The sequence below is a fragment of the Bacillus sp. LH1 genome, assembly GCF_057924895.1.
Genome location: NZ_CM175007.1, coordinates 3,599,574 through 3,625,253, shown reverse-complemented (window position 1 = coordinate 3,625,253; position 25,680 = coordinate 3,599,574). Strand labels below are relative to the sequence as shown.

Annotated in this window: 26 protein-coding genes; 20 read left to right on the top strand and 6 right to left on the bottom strand. The window is 37.6% G+C overall.

The genetic code is table 11. The annotated features are described in order from the left end of the window. The first annotated feature begins 159 nt into the window (after nt 1-159). The 4 genes from ACX9TM_RS18715 (at nt 160) to entD (ending at nt 4,990) form a co-directional block, all read left to right on the top strand. A complete protein-coding gene (locus tag ACX9TM_RS18715; RefSeq protein ID WP_000957279.1) occupies nt 160-912 on the top strand; it encodes a DeoR/GlpR family DNA-binding transcription regulator in 753 nt (250 codons plus the stop codon). Continuing rightward, nucleotides 909-1,820, top strand: a complete 912-nt coding sequence (pfkB, locus tag ACX9TM_RS18710; RefSeq protein WP_000640859.1) for a 1-phosphofructokinase — start codon at nt 909-911, stop codon at nt 1,818-1,820. The genes ACX9TM_RS18715 and pfkB overlap by 4 nt, the downstream gene beginning before the upstream one ends. Nucleotides 1,821-1,833: 13 nt before the next feature. Then, nucleotides 1,834-3,690, top strand: coding sequence for a PTS fructose transporter subunit IIABC (locus ACX9TM_RS18705; protein ID WP_000704605.1), 1,857 nt, complete (start codon nt 1,834-1,836; stop codon nt 3,688-3,690). A 349-nt stretch (nt 3,691-4,039) separates the two neighbouring features. After that, nucleotides 4,040-4,990: a cell wall-binding protein EntD gene (gene entD / locus ACX9TM_RS18700; protein ID WP_000734640.1), complete on the top strand. Its 951-nt coding sequence runs from the start codon at nt 4,040-4,042 to the stop codon at nt 4,988-4,990. A 62-nt stretch (nt 4,991-5,052) separates the two neighbouring features. Here entD and ACX9TM_RS18695 read toward each other — a convergent pair whose 3' ends face one another. After that, nucleotides 5,053-5,298 carry a hypothetical protein gene (locus ACX9TM_RS18695; RefSeq protein WP_000814429.1) on the bottom strand — a complete coding sequence of 82 codons (246 nt, stop codon included), beginning with the start codon at nt 5,296-5,298 and terminating at the stop codon, nt 5,053-5,055. Nucleotides 5,299-5,478: 180 nt separating this feature from the next. On the opposite strand from ACX9TM_RS18695, the gene miaA reads away from it, so the two are divergent. After that, complete coding sequence (gene miaA, locus ACX9TM_RS18690) at nt 5,479-6,432, top strand: tRNA (adenosine(37)-N6)-dimethylallyltransferase MiaA (RefSeq protein ID WP_000504929.1); 954 nt, start codon at nt 5,479-5,481, stop codon at nt 6,430-6,432. Nucleotides 6,433-6,453: 21 nt separating this feature from the next. Further along, complete coding sequence (gene hfq / locus ACX9TM_RS18685; protein ID WP_000813896.1) at nt 6,454-6,678, top strand: RNA chaperone Hfq; 225 nt, start codon at nt 6,454-6,456, stop codon at nt 6,676-6,678. Between the two features lie 81 nt (nt 6,679-6,759). Here hfq and ACX9TM_RS18680 read toward each other — a convergent pair whose 3' ends face one another. Together ACX9TM_RS18680 and ACX9TM_RS18675 are read right to left on the bottom strand one after the other, a co-directional pair. Beyond that, on the bottom strand, nt 6,760-10,278 hold the full coding sequence (locus ACX9TM_RS18680) for a Gly-Xaa-Xaa repeat protein (RefSeq protein ID WP_171287432.1): 3,519 nt from the start codon (nt 10,276-10,278) through the stop codon (nt 6,760-6,762). A gap of 113 nt (nt 10,279-10,391) precedes the next feature. Further along, entirely contained in the window at nt 10,392-11,357 is a 966-nt protein-coding gene (locus tag ACX9TM_RS18675; RefSeq protein WP_000450327.1) for a tyrosine-type recombinase/integrase, read from the bottom strand. Nucleotides 11,358-11,470: 113 nt separating this feature from the next. Between ACX9TM_RS18675 and spoVK the strand changes: the two genes are divergently transcribed. Continuing rightward, a complete protein-coding gene (gene spoVK / locus ACX9TM_RS18670) occupies nt 11,471-12,427 on the top strand; it encodes a stage V sporulation protein K (protein ID WP_000438178.1) in 957 nt (318 codons plus the stop codon). Between the two features lie 30 nt (nt 12,428-12,457). Here spoVK and ACX9TM_RS18665 read toward each other — a convergent pair whose 3' ends face one another. Together ACX9TM_RS18665 and ACX9TM_RS18660 are read right to left on the bottom strand one after the other, a co-directional pair. Next, the gene (locus ACX9TM_RS18665; RefSeq protein ID WP_000181500.1) at nt 12,458-12,595 is read right to left on the bottom strand and encodes a hypothetical protein; all 138 of its coding nucleotides are present in this window, start codon (nt 12,593-12,595) and stop codon (nt 12,458-12,460) included. A 99-nt stretch (nt 12,596-12,694) separates the two neighbouring features. Continuing rightward, on the bottom strand, nt 12,695-13,318 hold the full coding sequence (locus ACX9TM_RS18660; RefSeq protein ID WP_000312267.1) for a trimeric intracellular cation channel family protein: 624 nt from the start codon (nt 13,316-13,318) through the stop codon (nt 12,695-12,697). 92 nt (nt 13,319-13,410) lie between these two features. On the opposite strand from ACX9TM_RS18660, the gene hflX reads away from it, so the two are divergent. The 4 genes from hflX to glnA all read left to right on the top strand — a co-directional run bounded on the left by hflX (nt 13,411) and on the right by glnA (nt 17,896). Next, nucleotides 13,411-14,685, top strand: a complete 1,275-nt coding sequence (gene hflX / locus ACX9TM_RS18655; RefSeq protein ID WP_000391393.1) for a GTPase HflX — start codon at nt 13,411-13,413, stop codon at nt 14,683-14,685. Beyond that, nucleotides 14,678-15,949 (top strand): methionine gamma-lyase family protein, encoded by a 1,272-nt coding sequence (locus ACX9TM_RS18650; protein ID WP_000460302.1) that lies wholly within the window; start codon nt 14,678-14,680, stop codon nt 15,947-15,949. Before hflX ends, ACX9TM_RS18650 begins: the two co-directional genes overlap by 8 nt. Before the next feature lie 174 nt (nt 15,950-16,123). Further along, nucleotides 16,124-16,513 (top strand): transcriptional repressor GlnR, encoded by a 390-nt coding sequence (glnR, locus tag ACX9TM_RS18645; protein WP_000656783.1) that lies wholly within the window; start codon nt 16,124-16,126, stop codon nt 16,511-16,513. A 48-nt stretch (nt 16,514-16,561) separates the two neighbouring features. Continuing rightward, nucleotides 16,562-17,896 (top strand): type I glutamate--ammonia ligase, encoded by a 1,335-nt coding sequence (gene glnA / locus ACX9TM_RS18640; protein WP_000092763.1) that lies wholly within the window; start codon nt 16,562-16,564, stop codon nt 17,894-17,896. Between the two features lie 335 nt (nt 17,897-18,231). Here the strand turns inward: glnA and ACX9TM_RS18635 are convergent, their stop codons facing one another. Further along, nucleotides 18,232-18,891 carry a LexA family protein gene (locus tag ACX9TM_RS18635; RefSeq protein WP_011110319.1) on the bottom strand — a complete coding sequence of 220 codons (660 nt, stop codon included), beginning with the start codon at nt 18,889-18,891 and terminating at the stop codon, nt 18,232-18,234. Between the two features lie 203 nt (nt 18,892-19,094). On the opposite strand from ACX9TM_RS18635, the gene ACX9TM_RS18630 reads away from it, so the two are divergent. The 9 genes from ACX9TM_RS18630 to ACX9TM_RS18590 all read left to right on the top strand — a co-directional run bounded on the left by ACX9TM_RS18630 (nt 19,095) and on the right by ACX9TM_RS18590 (nt 25,653). Beyond that, nucleotides 19,095-19,307, top strand: coding sequence for a hypothetical protein (locus tag ACX9TM_RS18630; RefSeq protein ID WP_000283431.1), 213 nt, complete (start codon nt 19,095-19,097; stop codon nt 19,305-19,307). Nucleotides 19,308-19,509: 202 nt separating this feature from the next. Further along, nucleotides 19,510-20,268, top strand: a complete 759-nt coding sequence (locus ACX9TM_RS18625) for an ORF6C domain-containing protein (RefSeq protein WP_063220698.1) — start codon at nt 19,510-19,512, stop codon at nt 20,266-20,268. An 11-nt stretch (nt 20,269-20,279) separates the two neighbouring features. Next, complete coding sequence (locus ACX9TM_RS18620; protein ID WP_001189065.1) at nt 20,280-20,474, top strand: hypothetical protein; 195 nt, start codon at nt 20,280-20,282, stop codon at nt 20,472-20,474. A gap of 152 nt (nt 20,475-20,626) precedes the next feature. Next, on the top strand, nt 20,627-21,499 hold the full coding sequence (locus ACX9TM_RS18615) for a DnaD domain protein (RefSeq protein ID WP_000511420.1): 873 nt from the start codon (nt 20,627-20,629) through the stop codon (nt 21,497-21,499). Between the two features lie 118 nt (nt 21,500-21,617). Then, nucleotides 21,618-22,004, top strand: coding sequence for a DUF1492 domain-containing protein (locus ACX9TM_RS18610; protein WP_000464425.1), 387 nt, complete (start codon nt 21,618-21,620; stop codon nt 22,002-22,004). Between the two features lie 238 nt (nt 22,005-22,242). Beyond that, the gene (locus ACX9TM_RS18605) at nt 22,243-23,229 is read left to right on the top strand and encodes a lysozyme family protein (protein WP_033692154.1); all 987 of its coding nucleotides are present in this window, start codon (nt 22,243-22,245) and stop codon (nt 23,227-23,229) included. Nucleotides 23,230-23,347: 118 nt separating this feature from the next. Then, nucleotides 23,348-24,190 carry a M23 family metallopeptidase gene (locus tag ACX9TM_RS18600; RefSeq protein WP_001051368.1) on the top strand — a complete coding sequence of 281 codons (843 nt, stop codon included), beginning with the start codon at nt 23,348-23,350 and terminating at the stop codon, nt 24,188-24,190. Between the two features lie 274 nt (nt 24,191-24,464). Then, the gene (locus ACX9TM_RS18595) at nt 24,465-25,361 is read left to right on the top strand and encodes a peptidoglycan recognition protein family protein (protein WP_000405767.1); all 897 of its coding nucleotides are present in this window, start codon (nt 24,465-24,467) and stop codon (nt 25,359-25,361) included. 61 nt (nt 25,362-25,422) lie between these two features. Continuing rightward, nucleotides 25,423-25,653: a BhlA/UviB family holin-like peptide gene (locus tag ACX9TM_RS18590; RefSeq protein ID WP_000392444.1), complete on the top strand. Its 231-nt coding sequence runs from the start codon at nt 25,423-25,425 to the stop codon at nt 25,651-25,653. Nucleotides 25,654-25,680 lie beyond the last annotated feature (27 nt).

Here is a 25,680-nt window from a genome sequence, read left to right as displayed (position 1 = left end):
GTGAATTTAGAAAAGAAATCTATTTGATTGTTTGATCGAATAGGTTTCTTTTTTTGCTGTTTATAAATGTTTGTGGATGTTTTTGATTATTTTTGATTGTTTATGGTTGATTTTTGTGACCGTTTTCATTATACTGTAATCAAAGAAGAGGTGAATAAAATGTTAACTCCTGAACGTCATCAAATGATATTGCAACTTGTAAAAGAACAGAAAGTTGTAAAATTACAGCAATTAGTTGAAAGAACAGAAAGCTCTGAGTCGACAATTCGCCGTGATTTAGCACAATTGGAAAAGCAAAGGTTATTAAAAAGAGTTCATGGTGGTGCCGCTGTTTTAACAGGAAAAGGGCAAGAACCAACGATGGTCGAAAAATCATCCAAAAACATTCAAATAAAACAACAAATTGCTAAGTATGCGGCTAGCGTTATTGAACAAGGTGATTGTATTTATTTAGATGCAGGAAGTACAACATTTGAAATGATTCCATTTTTAATAAATAAAGATGTTACTGTCGTTACGAATGGACTTATGCATATTGAAGCTTTAGTTGAAAATAATATTCGTGCGTATTTACTAGGCGGAATGATGAAGAGTAGGACGAAAGCTTTAATCGGTGCTATGGCACAGGAAAGTATGCAGAAGTATCGTTTTGATAAATGTTTTTTAGGTGCAAATGGTGTACATGAACAGCTTGGCTTTACAACGCCAGATCCAGAAGAAGCGCTCTTAAAACAAATGGCATTAACATTAGCAAACGAAGGATATTTCTTAATTGATGAAAGTAAGTTTTCAGAAGTTGCGTTTGCGAAAATTGCAAATGTTGAAGATGCAAATATTATTACAAACCATTTAGAAATTGATTTAGAAAAATATAAACAACAAACCAATGTAATTGAGGCTGATAAACAATGATCTATACAGTTACTTTAAACCCATCTATTGATTATGTAGTGCAAGTTTCTTCCTTTGATTTAGGAACAATAAATCGAGCGGAAAAAGATATGAAGTTTCCTGGAGGAAAAGGAATTAATGTTTCTCGTGTTCTTCAGCGTTTAGGTGTTAAAAATATAGCACTTGGATTTACTGGTGGATTTACTGGTCAATTTATTAAAGAGGTATTACAGACGGAAGGTGTAACAACAAACTTCGTCCAAGTAGATGAAGATACTCGCATTAATGTGAAAATAAAAGGGGAAGAAGAAACAGAATTAAATGGCCAAGGTCCTATTGTAACAAAAGAGCAGTTCGAACAGTTAATGAAAAAAATTGAGAGTATGCAACCTGGAGATTGTGTTGTACTTGCTGGGAGTGTACCAGTTTCTATTCCAAGTACCTTTTACGAATCAATTGCTGCGTTTGGAGCTGAAAAAGGTATTCGTGTAGTAGTAGATGCAAGTGGAAGTGCACTGCAACATGTAATTAAAAATAAGCCATTTTTAATTAAGCCAAACCACCATGAACTTGGTGAGTTGTTTGGAGTGGAGCTTTCAACAGTAGAGGACGTTTTACCTTATGGAAGAAAATTAATTGAACAAGGTGTAAAACACGTTATCGTATCGATGGCTGGAGAGGGAGCTTTATTATTTACGGCAGAAGGTATATATGAAGCGACTGTTCCAAAAGGTGTTGTAATTAATTCAGTTGGGGCCGGGGATTCTCTTGTTGCAGGGTTTGTAGGCAAATATGAACAGACAAAAGATATTGAAAAGGCATTTCAATACGGCGTTGCAACAGGGAGTGCAACAGCATTTTCAGCTGATTTATGTAAGAAGGAAAAAGTAGAAGAATTATTGTCGCAAGTAATTGTAGCTAAGCGATAGGGGGAAGCAACATATGAAAATTACAGAACTATTAAAAAGGGATACAGTCATTATGGATTTGACAGCTTCAAATAAAGAAGCTGTCATAGATGAATTAGTTGAGAAATTAAACGGGGCAAATCGTTTAAATAGTAAAACGGAATTTAAAGAAGCTATTTTAAAGCGGGAGGCCCAAAGTACGACTGGAATAGGGGAAGGTATTGCAATACCTCATGCGAAGACAAAGGCTGTTAAACAACCATCGATTTGTTTTGGTAGAAGTGTAAGCGGTATCAATTATGAGTCGCTTGACGGACAGCCAGCACACTTATTCTTTATGATTGCTGCAAGTGAAGGAGCGAATAATACTCATTTAGAAACGTTGTCTCGTTTATCGACATTATTAATGGATGAAGGATTTCGCAAGCAACTATTAGAAGCAAAGGATGAAAGTGAGCTTCTTCAACTATTTGATGAAAAAGAGAATGAAAAAGAAGAAGAGATTGAAGTCGCAAAACCAGAAGGAAATGAACCGTACGTACTTGCTGTTACAGCTTGTCCAACTGGAATCGCTCACACATATATGGCAGCGGATAGCTTAAAAGCAAAAGCGACAGAGTTAGGAATAGCGATTAAAGTTGAAACAAACGGATCAACAGGTATTAAAAACGGTTTAACGAAAGAGGATATTGAACGTGCAACAGCTATTATTGTTGCGGCGGATAAACAAGTAGAAATGAATCGTTTTGCTGGTAAACATGTCATTCAAGTGCCAGTTGCTGATGGGATTCGAAAAACGGAAAATCTGCTTAAGCGAGCTGTCAAACAAGATGCACCAATCTTTAAAGGTGTAAAAGAGGACGGGAAATCAGAAAGTATTGAGGGAGAAAAAGGATTAGGAATTTATAAGCATTTAATGAGCGGTGTAAGTAATATGCTTCCATTCGTTGTTGGTGGCGGGATTTTAATAGCGCTAGCGTTTTCGTTTGGTGGTATAAAGGCGGAAGGTCCTTTAGCTGAATTGTTCATGTCAATTGGTGGAGGAAAAACAGGTGCGTTTTTATTCCTTGTACCAATTTTAGCTGGATTTATTGCAAGTTCTATTGCTGATCGTCCTGGTTTTATGCCTGGTGTTGTAGGTGGATTTTTAGCGGCGAATGCGAATGCTGGATTTTTAGGTGGATTAATTGCTGGTTTCTTAGCTGGATATGTTGTTTTAGGGTTGAAAAGATTATTTTCAGGACTACCAGTACAATTAGAAGGAATTAAACCTGTATTGTTATATCCAGTCTTTGGATTATTGATTACAGGAGTTGTAATGCAAAAAGTAGTAATTCCGCCTGTAGTAGCATTAAATGAAATGTTGACAGGGTGGTTAAATGGTTTAAACGGTACGAATGCTATATTACTAGGTCTTATTTTAGGTGGTATGATGGCAATTGATATGGGGGGGCCAATTAATAAAGCGGCATTTACGTTTGGTATTGCTGCAATAGAAGCGCAGAATTTTGGAGTGCACTCAGCAGTTATGGCTGGTGGGATGGTACCACCACTTGCGATTGCATTCGCAACTACATTTTTTAAATCAAAGTTTACAGAAGCGGAACGTAAATCTGGTTTAACAAATTATATTATGGGAGCGTCGTTCATTACAGAAGGTGCGATTCCGTTTGCAGCTGCAGATCCGGTTCGAGTAATCGTAAGTTGTGTTGTTGGTTCAAGTATTGCAGGTGCGTTATCTATGTTATTCCAAATTACATTACCGGCACCGCATGGTGGATTATTTGTAATAGCGTTAGTAAATAAACCGTTACTATATATTTTCTCTATATTAATTGGAACAATTGTCTCGGCTGTTATGCTAGGTGTTTGGAAAAAGAAAGTTCAATAACAAATAAAAAGAGAGCAGTTTTTAGTAGCTGCTCTCTTTTTATTACAAAAAAATAGGTTAACAATTGAATATTGATGTTTTTTGGTAAAAGATGTAACGAATTGTGAATTTTTTGTAACAAAAAAGTAACACTGTAATTTTTTCTGGGAAAAAGTTCTTGTGCTCGTATATGAAAAATATATGAAAACCACTGAAGATTGTATTAGAAATGCATTTTATTAATATGGAAATTTATGTTACAACTCGTTAATCGTATATTACGAATGCTTTGTAATTGTGTGATTTCTAAAAATTCTAAAAATCTGTTGCTATAATGAAAATACGAAAACAAAGCAAATGGAGGCTATTCATGAAAAAATTATTAGGTATAGCAACAGCAGCAGTTTTTGGTCTTGGGATTTTTGTGGGTTCTGCTAAAGCGGAAACAATTGTAACAACAGACGTATTAAATGTTAGAGAAAACCCAAATGTAGAGTCAAAGCTTGTAGGTAAAGTGTTCAGTGGGAATACACTAGATGTTATAAATACAGAAAATGGATGGACAAAAATTAAGTTGAACGGTAAGGAAGCGTTTGTAAGTGCCGATTTTACAAAGAGCACATATTATGTAACGGCGGGCGTATTAAATGTTCGTGCTGGAGCGAATACTGATTCTGAAATTTTAGGTAAACTTAATAAAAATGATGTGATTGAAACGACGAATCAAGTTCAAAATGAATGGTTACAATTCGACTACAATGGAAAAGTTGGATATGTTCACGTGCCATTTTTAACAGGAACAGCACCTGTAATCGAAAAGAAAGAGGTTGTAGCTCAAGAAGAAGCGCCAGCTAGAACAAATACGCCAGTTAAAAATAATACAGTAGTTAAGAATAAAGAGTCTGTTAAGAGTAATGATTCTATTAAGAATGTAGAATCAAGTAAACCTGTGGTAAAAGAAAAACCGGCTGCAAAACCAGTTGCAAAATCTACTGAAACAAGTGCGCCTACTGGTGGTCGTGAAATTACAGTAGAAGCGACGGCATATACAGCAGATCCGAGTGAGAATGGTTCGTATGGTGGTCGTGTATTAACTGCAATGGGGCATGATTTAACAGCAAATCCAAATATGAAAGTAATTGCTGTTGATCCGAAAGTAATTCCGCTTGGATCAAAAGTATGGGTAGAAGGATATGGAGAAGCGATTGCTGGAGACACCGGTGGTGCGATTAAAGGAAATCGTATTGATGTATTAGTCGGTTCAGATGGTAGTGCTAATAGCTGGGGGCGCAAATCTGTAAAAGTGAAAGTTATACAATAGGTTATCGATATTAATATAAAAAGCGGTTGCTTGAAACTATGTAAGCAGCCGCTTTTTATGGATTATTGAAATGGATAAATAGTTTTACCTGTAATAATTTTATATGCACTGCAAAATTGCGTTTGTATATATTCTGTATTTTTATTTTCTGGATGTAATGTTGTTTCATGGAGAGTAGAATGAAAAGCCCGTAGTAAACAATTTAGGGCGAAGTATAATTCCTCTTGTGAACAATTTTGTTCTTTTGTAGAAGTGGCTAAAATGAGGTCTTTTGTCAAAGATGAAAAATTGATGGTGGATTGTTTCATAGTTAACTCATCCTCTCGAAACTATTTTTATCATGTATATGCAGAATTGGACAAACTATGTTCTTTTTTCTGTATAATTTCATGTACCGAAATGAAAGAACTTGCAATCATGCCGTTAAAATTGGTAAGATTGGGTATAATCAATAGATGGAGTATATTACATAAAGAGAGTTGAATGATATGGGAGAAGTGCAACGTGAAAAAGTTGCTGTCATCATTGGACCAACTGCTGTTGGAAAGACGAAGTTAAGTATCGATCTTGCCAAAGCGTTGAACGGTGAAATTATTAGTGGTGATTCCATGCAGATCTATCGAACGATGGATATTGGAACCGCAAAGGTAACAAAAGCAGAGATGGACGGAATTCCACATTATATGATCGATATAAAAAATCCGGAAGATTCATTTTCTGTCGCGGAATTTCAAGAACGTGTTCGCAAGCATATTCGAGAAATTACAGAACGTGGTAAATTACCAATTATAGTTGGTGGGACCGGTCTTTATATACAATCTGTTTTATTCGATTATCAGTTTACAGATGATGCTGGTGATGTGATATACCGAGAGCAAATGGAAAAGTTAGCTTTAGAACGCGGTGTGGAATATGTACATAAAAAATTGCAAGAAGTAGATCCAGAAAGTGCGGAGCGTATTCATGCAAATAATGTACGACGTGTCATTCGGGCGTTAGAAATTTTCCACACGACGGGTGAAAAAATGAGTGAACAAATTGAGAAACAAGAAAAAGAGTTACTCTATGATGTTTCATTAATTGGCTTGACAATGGATCGAGAAATGCTATACGATCGCATTAACTTACGAGTGGATTTGATGATGGAACAAGGCCTATTAGAGGAAGTAGAAGGGCTGTATAATAGAGGGATACGAGATTGTCAATCTATTCAAGCGATTGGATATAAAGAAATCTATGATTATTTTGAGAATCGAGCCTCTTTAGAAGATGCGGTGTCACAATTAAAGACGAATTCGCGTCGTTATGCAAAACGTCAATTAACGTGGTTCCGTAATAAAATGGATGTCACGTGGTTTGATGTTACAGACGGTGAAAAAACGTCAGAAATTTTACGATACATAGAAGGAAAGTTACAAGTAAAGTCGAATAATAGTAAGTAGAGAAAAAGAGGAGGATTCGACATGAAGCAATCAATCAATATTCAAGATCAGTTTTTAAATCAACTCCGTAAAGAAAATACGTTTGTTACGCTGTACTTATTAAATGGTTTCCAGCTTCGTGGACTAATTAAAGGATTTGATAATTTTACAGTCCTGCTGGAAACAGAAGGTAAGCAGCAGCTTATTTATAAACATGCAATCTCCACATTTGTACCACAAAAAAATGTTTCAATTGAATTAGAATAGTAATGAATTATTGTACATAACAAAAAAAGAGCGAGTTTCCTCGCTCTTTTTTTATTTGTCATAAACAATATATCATGAAATTTAAGCGATTCTAAATACAGTAAGGCGGATGTTAGTATTTCCTGTCGCAGGGATCGTAATCTCATTAAGAGTAGATTGAACAGAAATTCTTGCACCAGCTGCTAATGTTTCGATTGTAGTAAATGAAAGTGAGTCGCCTATTAAATTTGAAGAGAAATTATCAGTTGCGACTGCTCCATTAATTGAAATTCCTACTCCGAGTGGAGCGCATCCTGGCGCAGTTGTAGAAATGGATACGCTAATTACATAAATACCACCGTTAATAACAGTAACTGTATCTGTGCCGTTGAAGATAATATTGTTTACGTTAATTGCAGTACTAAAAATAAAGTTATTAAATTGCAGTACTGTTTGCTGAATATTGTTTGTTACAACAATTGTTGCTATAGGGAAGCTAGGTCCAGTAGGCCCAGTAGGTCCGGTAGGTCCACCAGAAGGTCCAGTAGGTCCAGTAACTCCTATACCAGTAGCGCCGGTAGCACCCGTTGGTCCTTGAATGCCTTGAGGTCCGGTAGCACCCGTGTTACCTTGAACGCCTTGAGGTCCAGTAGCGCCAGTGGCACCAGTAGCACCTGTGTTACCTTGAACACCTTGAGGTCCAGTGGCACCGGTAGCACCCGTGTTACCTTGAACGCCTTGAGGTCCAGTAGCGCCAGTGACACCAGTAGCACCTGTGTTACCTTGAACACCTTGAGGTCCAGTGGCACCGGTAGCACCTGTGTTACCTTGAACACCTTGAGGTCCAGTGGCACCAGTAGCACCAGTAGCACCCGTGTTACCTTGAACGCCTTGAGGTCCAGTGGCACCAGTAGCACCAGTAGCACCTGTGTTACCTTGAACACCTTGAGGTCCAGTGGCACCGGTAGCACCCGTGTTACCTTGAACGCCTTGAGGTCCAGTAGCGCCAGTGGCACCAGTAGCACCTGTGTTACCTTGAACACCTTGAGGTCCAGTGGCACCGGTAGCACCTGTGTTACCTTGAACACCTTGAGGTCCAGTAGCGCCAGTGGCACCAGTAGCACCTGTGTTACCTTGAACACCTTGAGGTCCAGTGGCACCAGTAGCACCTGTGTTACCTTGAACGCCTTGAGGTCCAGTAGCACCAGTAGCACCTGTGTTACCTTGAACACCTTGAGGTCCAGTAGCGCCAGTGGCACCAGTAGCACCTGTGTTACCTTGAACACCTTGAGGTCCAGTAGCGCCAGTAGCACCTGTGTTACCTTGAACACCTTGAGGTCCAGTGGCACCAGTAGCACCTGTGTTACCTTGAACGCCTTGAGGTCCAGTGGCACCAGTAGCGCCAGTGGCACCAGTGGCACCAGTAGCACCTGTGTTACCTTGAGCACCTTGAGGTCCAGTAGCGCCAGTGGCACCAGTAGCACCTGTGTTACCTTGAGCACCTTGAGGTCCAGTAGCGCCAGTGGCACCAGTAGCACCTGTGTTACCTTGAGCACCTTGAGGTCCAGTAGCGCCAGTAGCACCTGTGTTACCTTGAACACCTTGAGGTCCAGTGGCACCAGTAGCACCTGTGTTACCTTGAACACCTTGAGGTCCAGTAGCGCCGGTAGCACCTGTGTTACCTTGAACACCTTGAGGTCCAGTAGCGCCGGTAGCACCTGTGTTACCTTGAACACCTTGAGGTCCAGTAGCGCCAGTAGCACCTGTGTTACCTTGAGCACCTTGAGGTCCAGTAGCACCAGTAGCACCTGTGTTACCTTGAACACCTTGAGGTCCAGTAGCGCCGGTAGCACCTGTGTTACCTTGAACACCTTGAGGTCCAGTAGCGCCGGTAGCACCTGTGTTACCTTGAACACCTTGAGGTCCAGTAGCGCCGGTAGCACCTGTGTTACCTTGAACACCTTGAGGTCCAGTAGCGCCGGTAGCACCTGTGTTACCTTGAACACCTTGAGGTCCAGTGGCACCGGTAGCGCCAGTAGCACCCGTGTTACCTTGAACACCTTGAGGTCCAGTGGCACCGGTAGCGCCAGTAGCACCCGTGTTACCTTGAGGTCCAGTGGCACCGGTAGCACCTGTGTTACCTTGAACACCTTGAGGTCCAGTAGCGCCAGTGGCACCAGTAGCACCTGTGTTACCTTGAACACCTTGAGGTCCAGTAGAGCCAGTGGCACCGGTAGCGCCGGTAGCACCTGTGTTACCTTGAACACCTTGAGGTCCAGTAGCGCCGGTAGCACCTGTGTTACCTTGAACACCTTGAGGTCCAGTGGCACCGGTAGCGCCAGTAGCACCCGTGTTACCTTGAACACCTTGAGGTCCAGTGGCACCGGTAGCACCAGTAGCGCCCGTGTTACCTTGAACACCTTGAGGTCCAGTAGCACCCGTAGCACCCGTGTTACCTTGAGGTCCAGTAGGTCCAGGAGGCCCGCCAGAAGGTCCGGTAGGTCCGGTAACTCCTATACCCGTAGCGCCAGTGGCACCGGTAGCGCCGGTAGCACCTGTGTTACCTTGAACACCTTGAGGTCCAGTAGCGCCAGTGGCACCAGTAGCACCAGCAGGTCCTTGAGCGCCTGTATTGCCGGTAGCGCCAGTGTTACCTTGAGGCCCCTGAGGTCCAGTAGCACCCGTAGCACCAGCAGGTCCTTGAGCGCCTGTATTGCCGGTAGCGCCAGTGTTACCTTGAGGCCCTTGAGGTCCAGTAGCACCCGTAGCACCAGCAGGTCCTTGAGCGCCTGTATTGCCGGTAGCACCTGTGTTACCTTGAGGCCCTTGAGGTCCAGTAGCACCCGTAGCACCGGCAGGTCCTTGAGCACCTGTATTGCCGGTAGCGCCAGTGTTACCTTGAGGTCCCTGAGGTCCAGTAGCGCCGGTAGCACCAGCAGGTCCTTGAGCACCTGTATTGCCGGTAGCGCCAGTGTTACCTTGAGGTCCCTGAGGTCCAGTAGCGCCGGTAGCACCAGCAGGTCCTTGAGCGCCTGTATTACCGGTAGCGCCTGTATTACCTTGAGGTCCTTGAGGTCCAGTGGCACCAGTGTTACCTCGAGGTCCAGTGGCACCAGTAGCGCCTGCTGGTCCAGTAGGTCCGGTAGGCCCTTGAATAAACGAAGCAGAATTAACTAGAGCAGTTTGTAATGCTGCTATTAATTTAAGGAGCTCTTGAAGTGTGCAAGGGTCAATTCGGAATAATTTTGTAATGTATAGTAAATAGTTAATGAGATTTTGAAGCTCAATAAATACAGCGCTTGCTACAAAGGTTGGATTTCTTAATATAGTTATTAAGTTTTTAATAATAGCTAACCCTTGTGCTTTCAGGGAGGAAGTAGCGTCTAGTGAACAAATAAATTTACTCAGTAGGTTCAATGTATCGATTAGATCTTCAATATTTTGGGGAGATGGATTTGCGAAAAGTTTTGGGATTATTTTTGTTAAATCAATAATAATCGCACGAAATGTTCTAAGTTGAGCTTTAGTAATTGGGATTGATGGAGTATTTGGGATTCGTCCGGCGCTACTTGGAAAGCATGGTTTGGAGAATTTGTTTTGATTGTCGTTATAACGAGACATTAAATCTCTCCTTTCTCACGAAAATGTGAACGAAACTCATCATAGTAGATGCAGAAATTAGTTAAATGGTCATAGTAAAATCGTTTGTTTAAAGAAAAAATAGAAAAAACGCCTTACAATAAGGCGTTTTTTCTATTTTCTGCGTATTGATAATATCGCTTTAATGAAATTTTTGATTTGAATCCAGCGAGTTTTATAATTTCTGATTCAGGAGTTTCTTTTTTTATTAAGTTTAAAATATAGGTGTTACGAAAATGTTGTCCTGAAATTCCTTTACGTAAATTGGCTCTAGCCACTTCGAGGCGAATCATTTTTTGTATAGCAATTTCCGTTAATGCCTTTGGTGCATCATTTTCATATACCCATCTGTATGTTCCACGGTTAAAATCGAATGCGACAAATAATGGATCATCACTATGGTATTTGGGACGAACTGGTTCCGGGATGCTTTTGTAATAATTATATAGTTGTTTTTTGTCTTCTTTTGCTAATGTAATTGTTCTTTCTACACCTGCGGTTGCTGGGATTGATAATGTGTTAGTTTCAAAGTGAACGTGATGCATTGTTAATGCTGTAAGTTCCTGTAAGGATAAACCGTAGTCAATCAATAGATTTAAAATAGCAATATTGCGATCCATTAATAAGGGGCGCACAGGAAGTTGTTTTTCTGAAAGTCCTTCTAATGAAGTGACTATATACTTTAACCTTTTTTCTTCATCAGGTGAAATGAAATCTTCGTTACGAAGTGTACGGTCTGGTTGAATAGATATCTCCATATTTTTCAATGGATTAGGAATGTTTAGAAAATGATACATTCTATTTAGTACAATAAATACACGATGCATCGTTTTTTCTGAGTAATGTCGATTCGTTTTTAAATCGGAAAAGTAATCTTCGTAGTCTTTTGTACAAAGTGTAGCCCATATATTACTGGAAGGGAGCTTTTTGTTTTTTTCTAACCAATGTCCGAAGTCTTCAACGTCATAAACATAACGTTTAATAGTTGAGGGTTTTCGGCCTTTATTCAATAAAAAAATAGAAAAGGCTTGTATTGTATCATGGAATTCCGTTGTCTCCATAGTCCCACCACCTTAATTATTTCTTATATTATAGCAAACTTTTCTGAAAATAGGCATTTACAAGGGGGACAGGAATAATAATATTTGGTGAGTGGATAAAATGAGGTGATTGTATGGAACAATCGATGCGAAAGAAGAACAATAATCAAATTAATATTGTGTTAAACCATCGAAAGAAAATTTCTTTGCCAGCCGCAGAAAATAAAACGGTAATTTCAAATGAAACTACAATTAAACATGAAATGCTACAGAGAATTGAAGAAGAGATGGGGAAGCTTGTTGGGATGGATGATATAAAAAAGATAATAAAAGAAATATATGCTTGGATTTATGTGAATAAAAAAAGACAAGAGAAGGGATTGAAGTCAGAGAAGCAAGTACTTCATATGCTGTTTAAAGGGAATCCAGGTACAGGGAAGACAACAGTTGCTAGAATGATAGGAAAATTGCTGTTTGAGATGAATATTCTATCGAAAGGCCACTTGGTTGAAGCTGAACGTGCTGATCTTGTAGGAGAGTACATCGGCCATACAGCCCAAAAAACAAGAGACTTAATAAAAAAAGCAATGGGAGGTATTTTGTTTATTGATGAGGCGTATTCTTTAGCTCGAGGAGGAGAGAAGGACTTTGGAAAAGAAGCAATTGATACGCTTGTAAAACATATGGAAGATAAACAACATGGTTTTGTATTGATTTTAGCTGGATATTCAAGAGAGATGAATCACTTTCTTTCATTAAATCCAGGGCTGCAATCTCGTTTTCCATTTATTATTGAATTTGCGGATTACTCGGTAAATCAGTTGTTGGAAATTGGGAAAAGAATGTATGAAGAGCGTGAATATCAGTTATCGAAAGAGGCTGAATGGAAATTTAGGGATCATTTACATGCTGTAAAGTATTCGTCGCAAATTACATCGTTTAGTAATGGGCGGTATGTACGGAATATTGTTGAAAAATCAATTCGTACACAGGCGATGCGGTTGTTGCAAGAAGATGCCTATGATAAAAATGATTTAATTGGAATATCGAGTATGGATTTGATGCTCGAAGAGGAGACGCACAGTACATAAACTGTGCGTCGATTTTGTGTATAAGTTCGTTTACTCTTTTTTTGCTTTTTCTTGGTGTGCTTTATGGAAGTGTTCCATTTTAGCGCTCTTTTCGTGTGCTGAATTAGGATCGTGCCCGAATTGATTTACTGAGCTTTTTTGAGCTCCTTTATTAACGTGGTTTGTCATGTGTATTCACCTCACTTTAAAAATTAGTATAAACATTATATAAAGAAAAAATCGTTAGAAAAGAAAAACCTCTTTACGATATGTAAAGAGGTTAGATTGCTATTTATGCATTGAACGTTCTTTCGTTTCGATACGTCTGTGCGGTAAATGCCATTTGTAATGAATAGAAACCATGCGGAAGCAAACAATTAAAATGAATAAAATGTAAAGAGCCCAATCGCTAACAATAATTTGAGCGCCAATTAAGAAACCTGCTAAAATTGTCCAAAAGGCATATACTTCAGCTCGAAGAACGAGAGGTTTTCTGCGGGCTAAAAGATCGCGAATGATACCGCCGCCGATACCAGTTAAAACAGCTGCTACAATTGTGGCGCTAATTGGTAAATTTAATTTTTGGGCATATAATGCTCCTTGTACAGCAAATGCTGATAAGCCGATAGCGTCAGTGATATTTTCCCACTTTTTCCAATGTCTAATTAACTTATTTGGAAAAAGAAAAATAATAGTCATTGATAAAAGTGCGATTTGGAATAACATGTCTTGTTGCCAAAACGCGACAATCGGATAACCGATTAATAAATTACGAAGGGCACCTCCCCCAAATGCGGTTGCCATTCCTAAAATATACACCCCGAAAATATCATAATCCTCTTCCATTGCAACAATGGCTCCGCTTAGTGCGAAAGCGATTGTGCCTATGATGCTAAAAATCTCCCATGCCATGAATTTTCTCCCCCGCTAACTAGATGAAATGTGCTTCCTCTGCTATTATATTAGAAGGTTTAAATTTCGAAAAGGATGAGTGAACATATTTGATGGAAGAAAAAGAAAAAGTCATATTAGTAGGCTGTCAATTGCCACAAGATGATGATGAAAAATTTATGCATTCCATGAAAGAGCTTGCATCACTAGCGAAGACTGCACGAGCAGAATTGTTAGTGTCAACAACGCAAAAACGACCAAAGTTTCATCCGGCAACTTACATAGGTAAAGGGAAATTAGAAGAGCTTACAATGTTAACTGAAGAATTAGAGCCGGATGTTATTGTATTTAATAATGAATTAACGCCGAGTCAAATTCGGAATTTATCCTCAGTATTAGATGCGAGAGTAATTGATCGAACGCAACTAATACTGGATATTTTTGCGCAACGTGCGAAGTCGAGGGAAGGTAAGCTTCAAGTAGAATTAGCTCAGTTGCAATATACAATGCCGCGTCTTATGGGGCAAGGATTGTCCTTATCGCGTCTTGGTGGTGGTATTGGAACGAGAGGACCGGGTGAGACGAAATTAGAGACGGATCGTCGTCATATTCGATCCCGTATTGATGAAATAAAGAAACAACTTGCAGTTGTTGTGGAACATCGAAAAAGATATCGTGAGAGAAGAAAAGATAATAAAGTATTTCAAGTTTCGTTAATAGGGTATACAAATGCAGGGAAATCGACACTGTTTAATAGATTAACGGAAGCTGATACGTTTGAAGAAAACCTTCTGTTTGCAACATTAGACCCAACGACGAGGAAGATGCCGTTACCTTCTGGTTATACAGTATTACTAACCGATACTGTTGGTTTTATACAAGATTTACCCACTTCATTAATCGCTGCTTTTCGTTCGACACTGGAAGAAGCGGGGGAAGCAGATGTCATTTTACATGTAGTTGATTCTGCGGATCCTAACTACATAGGGCATGAAAAAACAGTAAAACGATTATTATCAGAACTTGAAATTAATCATATTCCTATTATTACGTTATATAATAAAAAAGATGAATTACATCAAAACTTTATTCCGTTTCCGAAAAGTGATTTCTTAATGACTAGTGCTTTTGAAGAAAGTGATGTATTGCGTATAAAAGAAGCGATAGAAATGAAAATGAAGAAAGAAATGGATCGTTATCGAGTAGAAATCCCTCCGAGTGAAGGTAAGTTATTAACGCTTTTAAAGACGGAAACGCTATTAGCAAAGATGGAGTTTCTGGAAGATAAATTTGTATATGATTGTGCAGGGTATATTTTTACTCATTCATCGCTTAATGTGCAATTAAAGAGATTTTTAGTGGAAGAAGGAGAAAATAAAAATGTTTGATCGTTTGAAAAATGGAGAAAAAATTGCTCCAATCGTAAAAGAAGTAGAGAGTCAGATTACAGAAGTACATAAACGTGCGGATGAAGTAATTGAAAGTAATCAGTTTCGTGTATTAGAAAGTTTTCGTAAACATAAAATTAGTGACTCGCATTTTATCCCGACGACAGGTTATGGTTATGATGATATTGGCCGTGATACGTTAGAAAAAGTGTATGCTGATGTGTTTGGAGCGGAAGCTGGACTTGTTCGTCCGCAAATTATTTCAGGTACTCACGCTATTTCTACAGCGTTATTCGGTATTTTACGTCCAGGAGATGAGTTGTTGTACATCACTGGAAAACCGTATGATACGTTAGAGGAAATCGTTGGCGTGCGTGGGAAAGGTGTAGGTTCATTTAAAGAATATAATATTGGTTACAATGCAGTTCCGCTAACTGAAGGTGGGCTTGTTGATTTTGAAGCTGTTGCAGCAGCGATTCATAGTAATACGAAAATGATCGGTATTCAGCGTTCGAAAGGTTATGCTACTCGTCCATCGTTTACTATTTCTCAAATTAAAGAGATGATCGCGTTTGTTAAAGAAATTAAACCTGATGTTGTTGTGTTTGTAGATAACTGTTATGGTGAGTTTATTGAAGAGCAAGAGCCATGTCATGTTGGTGCAGATTTAATGGCGGGTTCGCTTATTAAAAACCCGGGCGGCGGAATTGTTAAAACTGGTGGTTATATTGTCGGGAAAGAACAGTATGTTGAAGCGTGTGCATATCGTTTAACGTCTCCGGGAATTGGTGCGGAAGCTGGAGCGTCTTTATACAGTCTGCAAGAAATGTATCAAGGGTTCTTCTTAGCGCCACATGTTGCAGGACAAGCGCTGAAAGGTGCAATTTTTACAGCTGCGTTTTTAGAAAAGTTAGGAATGAACACGTCACCAGCGTGGAATGCGCCAAGAACAGACTTAATTCAATCTGTTCAATTTGATGATAAAGACCGTATGATTGCCTTCTGCCAAGCGATTCAATATGCATCTCCAATTAATTCGCATTTTACTCCGTATGCAAACTATATGCCAGGTTATGAAGATGATGTAATTATGGCGGCGGGAACATTTATTCAAGGTGCAAGTATTGAATTGTCTGCTGATGGTCCGATTAGACCACCGTATGTTGCATATGTGCAAGGTGGATTAACGTATTCGCATGTTAAAATTGCGATTTGTTCTGCAATTGATGAATTGATTGAAAAGAATTTATTAACAATTTCTTAAAGGGGAGCTGTCGATATCGGCAGCTTTTTTCGTATAAAAGTAACGATTTATGCGATTAGAAAAAAGAATGAAAAAAATTATAAAAAAATCATGTAAGAAAAGCTAACATCTATTGACACTAAACATAACATGTTATAAAATGAGAAGCAGTTAAGGCGAAGGAGGAACTGAAAAATGAAAGAAGATAGACGTTCTGCCCCGCTGTTTCCAATTGGTATTGTTATGGATTTAACACAATTGTCTGCACGTCAAATTCGCTACTATGAAGAGCATAATCTTGTTTCTCCAACCCGTACAAAGGGGAATCGTAGATTGTTTTCATTTAACGATGTAGATAAGTTGTTAGAAATTAAAGATTTGTTAGATCAAGGCCTGAATATGGCTGGTATTAAACAAGTGTTACTAATGAAAGAAAATCAAACAGAAGCAGTGAAAGTAAAAGAAGAAACGAAAGAAATTTCAAAAACTGAGCTTCGCAAAATACTTCGAGATGAACTACAACATACAGGTAGATTCAATCGAACTTCATTGCGACAAGGTGACATTTCAAGATTTTTTCACTAAAGATAACTGATTCTGAAGGCGATTAGAGGGACTAAGGAGGAATTTATAATGTCTAGATACACAAAAGAAGATATTTTCCGTTTGGCGAAAGAAGAGAATGTAAAGTATATCCGTTTACAATTTACGGACCTTTTAGGGGTAATTAAAAACGTAGAGATTCCAGTGAGACAATTAACGAAAGCTCTTGATAACAAAATGATGTTTGATGGATCTTCGATTGAAGGTTTCGTACGTATTGAAGAGTCTGATATGTATTTATATCCTGATTTAGACACTTGGGTAATTTTCCCTTGGACAGCTGAAAAAGGTAAAGTAGCTCGACTAATCTGTGATATTTACAATGCAGATGGCACTCCATTTGATGGAGACCCACGTAACAACTTAAAACGTGTGTTAAAAGAAATGGAAGCTTTAGGATTTTCAGACTTCAATCTTGGACCAGAGCCAGAATTCTTCCTATTTAAGGTGGATGAAAAAGGAAATCCAACATTAGAACTAAACGATAACGGTGGATACTTCGACCTTGCGCCGATGGATCTAGGGGAAAACTGTCGTCGTGATATCGTTCTTGAACTTGAAGAAATGGGATTTGAAATTGAAGCATCTCACCATGAGGTTGCTCCAGGACAGCACGAAATTGACTTTAAATATGCAAATGCAATTCGCTCATGTGATGACATTCAAACATTCAAACTTGTTGTAAAAACAATTGCTCGTAAACATGGTTTACACGCAACGTTTATGCCAAAACCACTATACGGTGTGAACGGTTCAGGTATGCACTGTAACTTATCATTATTTAAAAATGGTGAGAACGTATTCTTTGATGCAAACGGTGACTTACAATTAAGTGATGATGCTCGTCACTTCATCGCAGGTATTTTAAAACATGCACCAGCATTTACAGCGATAGCAAACCCAACTGTAAACTCATACAAACGTCTAGTACCTGGATATGAAGCACCTTGTTACGTAGCATGGTCTGCACAAAACCGTAGCCCGTTAGTACGTATCCCTGCATCTCGTGGTATTAGTACACGCGTAGAAGTACGTAGTGTTGACCCAGCTGCAAACCCATATTTAGTAATGGCTACATTATTAGCTGCAGGTCTTGATGGAATTAAAAACAAATTAACTCCACCAGCAGCAGTAGATCGTAACATCTATGTAATGACAAAAGAAGAGCGCGAAGAAGCAGGTATCGTTGACTTACCAGCAACATTAGCGCAAGCATTAGTTACATTACAATCTAATGAAGTAGTATGCGGTGCACTAGGAGAACACTTACTTGAGCACTTCATCGAAGCGAAAGAGATTGAGTGGGATATTTTTAGAACACAAGTTCACCAATGGGAACGCGATCAATATATGTCTCTTTACTAAGAGGCTTGAACCCTTGATACAACTCGTATCAAGGGTTTTTTAATTCCCTATTATTACAATTTTATGTGGTTGCAAAATGAAAAACAGCCACATAAAAGCCAATAATTAATAACAAGTAGTGATATCATAGAAAAACATTATCAGATAAATGTAAGTTTTATATAATTTGTGAAATGAAAAAGCCTTGATACTACGGTATCAGGGCTTTTTTAGTGAAGTTATTGGATATGTTAACTACTAGATAATGGATTGTTTTTGGTTGTTTTGAATCATGTTACTAAGAAAATCTTTTCAAAAGAATTGATTTTATCTTTTTTAATCACTTGTGCTAAAACTTAATAATTCTTTACTGCCTGTACAACGCGACCAATTATTTTTACATCTTCAGCTGAAAGGTCGTAAGTTTTTGGTTCGTGGATAGGGTCATTACTCAATGGTATTAAAGTAATGATGCTTCCGGATTTTGAAATCTTTTTCACGGTAGCATCATAACCATTGACTTTTACAACAGCAATTTGTCCGTTTTCAACATAAGGAGTTTCCTCTACTAAAACATAAGAACCATCAGGGAATTCGAGATTCATGCTAGTGCCTTTTACAGTAAGATAAAAATACTTTTTACGCTTGTTTAAAAATGTACTTAGCATGGGTAAATAGCCTTCGATATTTTCTTCAGCGAGTATGGGTGTACCGGCTGCTACAGAACCAATGATAGGAATGTAAATAATGTTTGATTGATCGTTTTGGATGGTTTCATAAATAGAAACTTCTTCTTTAACAGTATTGTCCTCTTGAGTTGCGAGTCTTTCTAAATCATCAGTAGTGATTCCTAATCCCTTACAAACTTTTATGACATTATCAACAGATGCTTTACCAATCCCTCTTGATAACATGGATTGCAGTGTTGTGGGGGGGAGACCTATTTTTTCGGCGAAGGCTCTTTTACTATAGCCAGCTTCTTTTATTAAGCGTGTTACAACCTCTGCTTTTTTCATTACTTTCACCATCTTTCTTATTAAAATGTATACGATATTGCGTATTTCTGTATATATCATAACCTAACTAAAATTGTTAGTAAATAGAAAATCATACGAAATTGAGTATTTAAATACGTTTTTTTGTTGACTAAATACGAAATTGAGTTTATATTTAAATGGAAATGAACGCAATATCGTACAAAAGAACAGGTGGTGAGTAAATGTATCCGAATTTGCGTGCAGAGATGGCGAGAAAAAGAATTATGATTACACAAATTTCTTCGCATCTGAAACTTCGCCACGCAACAGTGAGCGACAAAATAAATGGTAAATTTCGTTTTTATTATGATGAAGCTTTTGAAATTAAGAAAACTTTTTTTCCAGAACATAGTTTGGAATATCTTTTTGAATTTGAAGAAAATGAAGCGAATTGAAATCGGAGGAAATTTACTTAAAATGTAACCCTATAATCGAATTATTGAATGATGATTTAATAAGAGGGTTCATATCAAAGTATTTAATTTAAATTCTGATAACTAGTTAATTTGTAAAAAGAAAGTAAAGAATTATGCGTAGTGCGAAATTATCTCAATGCAATAAAGATAGTCCAAAATTAGTAGTGAGGAGGAGATGAGGATGGGGCAATTAATTGACTCATCAGTACATAGTTCATTAGTATTTGAAGTTAATGGCAAAGTAGTAACGGATAGTTTGGTAATTGCGAAGATATTCAAAAAAAATCACTTCGACGTTTTGAAGGAAGTTCGAAAACAAATTGTATATGTAGGTGAAGAGTTTGGAGGAGAAAATTTTCACGAGTCCACTTATTTTAATTCAAAGAATAGGCGAATCCCTAAATATGATTTAACAGAAGAAGCATTCACGTTACTTGTTATGGGATATACCAGTAGAGAAGCGGTTGGAATGAAAATTAAATTTATGAAAGAGTTCAAACGAATGAAGCAATATATACAAAATCAACAAAATGTGCCAAAGGACCCAATGGGGGTTTTAAAGTTAACATTTGCTGCGTTAGAAGGACATACTCAGCAGATACAAGAGATAAAGTCTGAGGTGAAGGGTTTGCGAGAAAATACGCCGCTTTATGCTATCGAGTGTGAAGAGATAACAAGGGCTGTAAAAAGCTTAGGTGTTATGTTATTGGGAGGTAAAAATTCAAATTCTTATCAGGATATCGGCCTTAGAAGGAAGTTATATAGAGATATTTATAGTCAGTTACATCGGGAATTTGGTGTGAATAGTTATAAAGCTATTAAACGTAATCATTTGGATAGAGCAATACAAATGATTAATGAAGAATATTCAATTCCAACTGTTTTAAATGAAGAAATTACAGTTAAAAACTCACAAATAAATATGGCAGACATTCAGTAGGAGGAAAGAACATGCAAAGAAAGATTTTAGTAATTACTAGCAGTTTAGCAGGGTTACCAACTGTCAGTGAATTTAAAACAAAAGAAGATGCAAAAGAGCAGGTTAGAAAGCTTATTCAAAAAGGAATGAGTCAAAATGTGATTCGTATAACACAAGAAATTCCAATGAATATCGAAATTCAAGTGGATGTTGAACTTGAGGAATAAGAGAGGTTTAGAAGAAAATAGATATGGATAGCATGATTGTTTTGAATGAATGCATAAGAAAAGAATCCGTTGCAGCGGATTCTATAAGAAAAAATATCTCTAGATAAGTATAACATTGAATACCGTTTTTGAGAATTTATGAGGTGGCTAGTATGGGGATTATTCGAGTGAAAAAAGATAGTAATTATTCCGTTATAAATAATACTGGTTTAAAAGATGAAAGGTTGTCATGGAAAGCGAAAGGAATCTTAGCCTATGCGCTTACATTACCAGATGATTGGACTTTTCATATTAGTGAATTAGCTCGACATGCTAAGGATGGAGAAGATTCGCTCCGTACAGGTTTTAAGGAATTAAAAGAATTAGGTTATGTAAAACGTTATCCTGTTCGTGATGGGAATACGAAAAAAATTACAAGGTGGGATACGGAAATTTACGAAACGCCACAAAGGGACATGCCACAAATGGAAAACCAAGATGTGGTAAAGCCATATGAGGAAAATCAGAAACTACTAAATACTAATAGACTAAATACTAATAAACGAAATAATAATGATTATGATGATATGGATAAATTAGAATCTCGTGTATTCATCAATGAGAGGGTTAAAGTAAGTTGTAACTTTATTAAGGGGATGGGCATTCCGTTAAGTGAAATTGCAATTGCAGAGTTGGGGAGCTTTTGTAATTTGTTTAGTGGGGAGTTAATTCAGCATGCAATTAATAAAGCTGTTGATGAGAATGCGCCAAGATGGAACTACATTAAGGCTATATTGAGGAATTGGAAGGAGCAAGAAGTTAAAACATTAGTTGATGTGGCTATACTAGATAGACGTTTCGAAATGAGCAAGAAAAAGAAATATAACGGGACAGGTAGGAAGTATTCAAATAGAAAAGAGATTGTACCCGATTGGTTATATAAAGATGATGAATCAACAAATCTAGAAGAGGAAAGAAAAACCGTGCAGTCTACTGATGAAGAGCGTGAGAGATTACAAGAAGTGTTAAATAAATATAGGTCATAAGAAAAAATGCTAGATGATTTACAAGCAATAAAGATTGAAAAGGCTAATAAGCATATTCATGCTATTAAATTAGTATTAAGAGACTTTGTAAAAAGAACGGAAGTGGGTGAATCAGTAAGTGTTCGAATGGCTCAAAGATTATAAGAAGTTAGAAGAAGAAATTGCTTATTTAGAATACAACTTAGATAAATCAAAAGCCGAATTGAAGCGTTGGATTAGCGGTGATTTGCAAAATGTACGATTAACCGCTGAATCGGAAGGGGCTAAGGTAGAAGGGCGGATTGAAGCAATTGAATATGAATTAGCTCATAAAATGAATGAGGAGTATGATTTAAAGCTTTTGATTAATAAGTTTACAGGACTGGATCATCAAATACTTAAAATGAAATATGTTGATGGAATGACTTTAGAGCAAATTGCGTTTGAATTACATTATAGTACAGGCTATATACGCCGAAAACATGCTGAAATAAGGAAGATTGTCAAGTTTTTAGATGGATTTTAGTGTTACCTTTTTGTAGGATACATGCAGTGTACAGAAAGTATTGAAAAAGTGATTTATAGTAGTAATATAAGATTTCGACGAAAGGGCAACTATTTTTATGGTTGCTCTTTTTGATGTGAAAGAAGGTGAGTAATATGAAGTGATTTGATGGATTAATAGGTCTTTAGCTTCTAGTTATATTTAGTAAAGTAGTAGTTTTACAGGCGAAAATAATAGAAAAATAAGGAGATGTTTAATGATGAGTTTATTAGCTGCTTCAGTCAAAACAAAGAATTTGCCACAACAGGTGTTACGTTGGCAATCAATGGTAGAAAGCGAATGTTCTGCACAAGGTGTACCTGAGTTAGTTCCTTACGTGCTTGGAATTATTATGGTGGAAAGTGGAGGGAATTCTGAAACGACACCTGATATTATGCAATCCAGTGAATCACAAGGGTGGGCAATGAATACAATTAAAAACCCGAAAGATTCAATTTATTACGGAGTGAAGCATTTAAAGGGTGCTTTTGATGATGCGAAGAAAAATGGAATTACAGATTTAAGTGCCATTGTTCAATCATATAATTTTGGACGAGCTTACCTTCGCTGGTTAGCATCTAACAATAAACAGCATTCATTACCGGTGGCAGATCTGTATTCTAAAACGGTTGTTGCGCCATCACTTGGAAATACGACCGGTGCTATGGTGAAATATAGTAACCCTATCGCTGTTGCCTACAATGGTGGTTATCGATATAAAAACGGGGGGAATTTCTTCTACTCTGAAATTGTTAAACAATATGTAGATTTTGATGGAGGAACTGGTGGCGGTGACAATAAGCCGTTACAACCAAAAGGACTGGGAATTGCAACGTCTAAATACCCAGAAGGATGGGGCATTAATTTATATAGTGGTCCTGGAAAAGATGCTTGGTTTACAGGTCATGTCATTAATACAAAAATGCCATATTTAATTATAGATGCTGCTTGGTATGGCGGGAATGAAAATATGCTTTGCTTAGGTTGGGAAGCCTGGGCAAAAGAAGAACACTTTGAAGTGCAGTGGTTCCACGCTTACTCAAAATATCCAGCAGGTTATGGTATTAACACATATGATGGTCCAAATGGAAATTATAAAGGAAATGTGGATGGATCTTATCCATATGGTGTTTTTGCGAGAAAAGATGGTTACATTGATATTGGACAAAACACATGGGTAAAAGAAGAGCATTTTAATGTAAGGTAATAACAAAGTTTTTTATTATTTGATTTAAAATTATAAATTTTAATATATAGAAAAAATGTAAAAGGGTGCTTTTTTAAGTGCCTTTTTATATTACGTATGAATAGAAAGGAAGATTATTATGGCAAAATTTATTTATCCAACAGATACAACGAGAGTAACAAGTGGATTTCGGGGGAGCAGACCAGATCATCATGGGATAGATCTTGCTGAATCGGGCTATCATCCAATTTATGCAGCAGCTAGCGGACGAGTTAGTCGTTCTTATATTTCATCCAGTTATGGTGAATGTATTATGATTGTGCACACTATTGATGGGGTTACATGGGAAACAGTATATGCCCATATGCGTAGCGGTTCTCGAACAGTAAAAGAAGGTGATTATGTTACACAAGGACAAACTATTGGGGTTATGGGGAACACAGGGGATTCTAGTGGTCAACACTTGCATTTTGAATTGCATAAAGGGTCTTGGAACATCAATAAGAGTAATGCTGTGAATCCATTAGACTACTTAGGAAAAGGAGACGGTGGTGGTACAACTGACCCTTCTGATAAACCGCTACAACCAAAAGGGCTGGGAATTGCAACGTCTAAATACCCAGAAGGATGGGGCATTAATTTATATAGTGGTCCTGGAAAAGATGCTTGGTTTACAGGTCATGTCATTAATACAAAAATGCCATATTTAATTATAGATGCTGCTTGGTATGGCGGGAATGAAAATATGCTTTGCTTAGGTTGGGAAGCCTGGGCAAAAGAAGAACACTTTGAAGTGCAGTGGTTCCATGCTTACTCAAAATATCCAGCAGGTTATGGTATTAACACATATGATGGTCCAAATGGAAATTATAAAGGAAATGTGGATGGATCTTATCCATATGGTGTTTTTGCGAGAAAAGATGGTTACATTGATATTGGACAAAACACATGGGTAAAAGAAGAGCATTTTAATGTAAGATAATATCTTTAAATCAGCATGTATTAAGTAGGATGAAAAAACTTGTTATCATACCTCTTGAGATTAGAGTAATATCTGTAAAATGCTGGGCGGAATATAGAGTGCGATTTTTGAAAGAGCAACTGATGTAAAAAGTTGCTCTTTTTCTTTTTTTTTGAATGTGAGGACCATAACCCATTATATAGAATATGGCCTGTCTGAGGATTTAGTTTCTAGATGTACTTAATAATTCAGTGGAATTTTAAATGATAAAAAATAAAAAAGGAGATAATCAGTAATGGAAATTAGAAAAAAATTAGTGGATCCAAGTAAATATGGTATAAAGTGTCCCAATACAATGACACCAGAATTCATCACAGTACATAATACGTACAATGATGCATCAGCAGAAAATGAGATATCGTATATGATTGGGAATAATAATTCAGTGTCGTTTCATGTTGCAGTAGATGACAAAGAAGCAGTACAAGGTATTCCGTTTGATCGTAATGCTTGGCATGCAGGTGATGGTAACGGAAATGGTAATCGTAAATCTATCGGAGTGGAAATTTGCTATTCTCTAAGCGGTGGGGATAGATATTACAAGGCGGAGGATAATGCAGCAATTGTTATTGCTCAGTTAATGAAACAATTCAATATACCGATTAGTAATGTACGTACACATAAATCGTGGAGTGGAAAGCATTGCCCACATCGAATGCTCGATGAAGGAAGAGTGGATCAATTCATTGAGAAGATAAACAAAGCATTTAATGAAGATAATAATAAACCACTACAACCAAAAGGACTGGGAATTGCAACGTCTAAATACCCAGAAGGATGGGGCATCAATTTATATAGTGGTCCTGGAAAAGGTGCTTGGTTCACAGGTCATGTCATTAATACAAAAATGCCATATTTAATTATAGATGCTGCTTGGTATGGCGGGAATGAAAATATGTTATGTCTAGGTTGGGAAGCGTGGGCGAAAGAAGAACACTTTGAAGTAGAGTGGTTCCATGCTTACTCAAAATATCCCGCAGGTTATGGCATTAACACATATGATGGTCCAAATGGAAATTATAAAGGAAATGTGGATGGATCTTATCCATATGGGATTTTTGCAAGAAAAGATGGTTATATCGATATTGGGCAAAACACATGGGTAAAAGAAGAACATTTTAATGTGAGATAAGGATATGAGAGTAGGATTACTCGTATGATTCTCTTTAATTTTTGAAAAGGAGATGAGAACGATGGAAGAACAAATCTTCAATTCAATGATTCAACAAGGAGCATTCGCAGCTTTATTTGTATGGATGCTGTTTACTACGCAAAAAAAGAATGAACAGCGCGAAGAACAATATCAAAAAGTTATTGAAAAAAATCAACAGGTCATTGAAGAACAAGCAAAAGCATTTAGTTCGTTGTCGAAGGATTTATCAGATGTTAAGCGAAAAATCTTGGGGAACGATGATGAGAAATAAAATATGGTATTAAAGTATTTGTCGCAT